Raw genomic sequence first — 1550 nt, forward strand, 5'->3', positions numbered from 1 at the left:
TCTGAATCAGAAATCGTGACCAAAGGGAATCCCATGCCGATTCAGAACGGTCGAAAACCGCTCTAGCCTTAGCGCTCTCCTCACCGAAAGCTTCGTCGAAACCATTTGGCGCGAATGCCCAAACCTTATCCGGCTCGAGGGTCTGAAGCGCGCCCAACACTAAGCCAGGTTCACACCCGAGTCCGAACACTGCGCCGAGAGGCAACTCTGGCCGTGATGACCAACCGGCAAACTCTCGACGGATGGGCGCGGCTTCGCGAATTGGTCCAGGATTGTAATCGGATGAGTATTGCGAAGCCGCATAAGCAACAACAATTTCGATAGCTCGAGTTCGGCGAACTTGGTCCATTGTTAGGAGTAAATTCGCAATCATCTTCCTAGACATAGACGAAATATCGATCAAAATTCGAGGAATCGAATTCTGAGTTACAGACAGGCTTGTGATTAGCTCATCCGCTAATCCGGTCGCAAAGCCGTCGCGAAATATAAAATCCCTACCTGCAAAAAAATCGATATTCGATTGGTAGTCACCCACTTCTAGGTAACCAAAAGTCAGCGCGTACTTTCGATCGCTGTCAATGTTAGTTTGCTCAACCACCCATCGGCACCGGCTTTCGTAGCCCGCTGCGACAAATACCGCATCAAATTTCAAGTCGTCAGGGCGGCCGTCAGCTTCAGTGAGAATTGCCATTGGACTGCTCCGTATCGAAGAAGGAAGACTGCGCGGTACCCTGCTCAGACAATTCGACACGACTAGTTAGATTCGAGAGCCAGACAAAATCGCCCAACGTCAGGAGCAAGCTGTGCCTTGGCGCTAGCGCATAAGAAACGCGAAAACGTTGGCCCTGAAGGCCTCTAAGTAGGCTATCTGAGCTGCCGCCAGTCATCGGCACATGTATCAATGCCCCTGCATTCAAAGCCTTTCCAACTGCATTCACAACATCTTTGGGTGCATCCAGATCCAGACGAAATGTGCCGACATAATCCGCCTTGAATGGCCCTTTGATCAGGCGATTTTCGAACGCTTCACCAATCTTATCTACGAAGTCTAAGAGGCCCTTATCCCTATCAAAGCCCTGAAGGTCCAAAGGAATTACCTGCAGCAACGAAGTGAGAAGCAACTCTACCCGACGTATCGCTTCTGCTTGCGACCCTACTGAAATTGCCTCCAGCCTTTCATGTTTAGCGGCCTTGATGAGCTGCTCTTGGGCGAGAGGCGTGATTAGAGTCAGAATTGCCCTAGGGTTTCCTTCGGTAACTTCGATTATGGATGGATAGCCTGTGTAGAGGCTGTAGGACTTTCGAGGTCGAGTGGATCCAATGCCTTTGGATCTTCGGAATTCCCGGAGATAAAAATTCCTGGCCATCACAATGGGAAGTGTTTTGCGAACATCTGACGCAACGCGGGCTTCTGCAAACTCGTATCCCGGTTTGAGTATGCCCTTGTCCCTCAGAAAATCGGCGAAAGACTCGTCCTTCTTGGCCAGCTGGAGACCCGCAAAAACCGGTAGCGTTTTGGCGGGTATGATGATTCATTGGAGGGGCGCGAT

General features: G+C 50.8%; 2 protein-coding genes. Both read right to left on the bottom strand.

Annotated features, from left to right (window positions below; genetic code table 11):
- On the bottom strand, positions 1-691 hold a 691-nt coding region (locus IEX64_RS24205), incomplete at its 3' end, for a hypothetical protein (protein WP_188824024.1).
- Entirely contained in the window at positions 675-1532 is an 858-nt protein-coding gene (locus tag IEX64_RS24875; RefSeq protein ID WP_444544071.1) for an ORC-CDC6 family AAA ATPase, read from the bottom strand. The genes IEX64_RS24205 and IEX64_RS24875, both read right to left, overlap by 17 nt.
- Between the last annotated feature and the right edge of the window lie 18 nt (positions 1533-1550).

The sequence above is a fragment of the Novosphingobium indicum genome, from assembly GCF_014645195.1.
GTDB lineage: Bacteria > Pseudomonadota > Alphaproteobacteria > Sphingomonadales > Sphingomonadaceae > Novosphingobium > Novosphingobium indicum.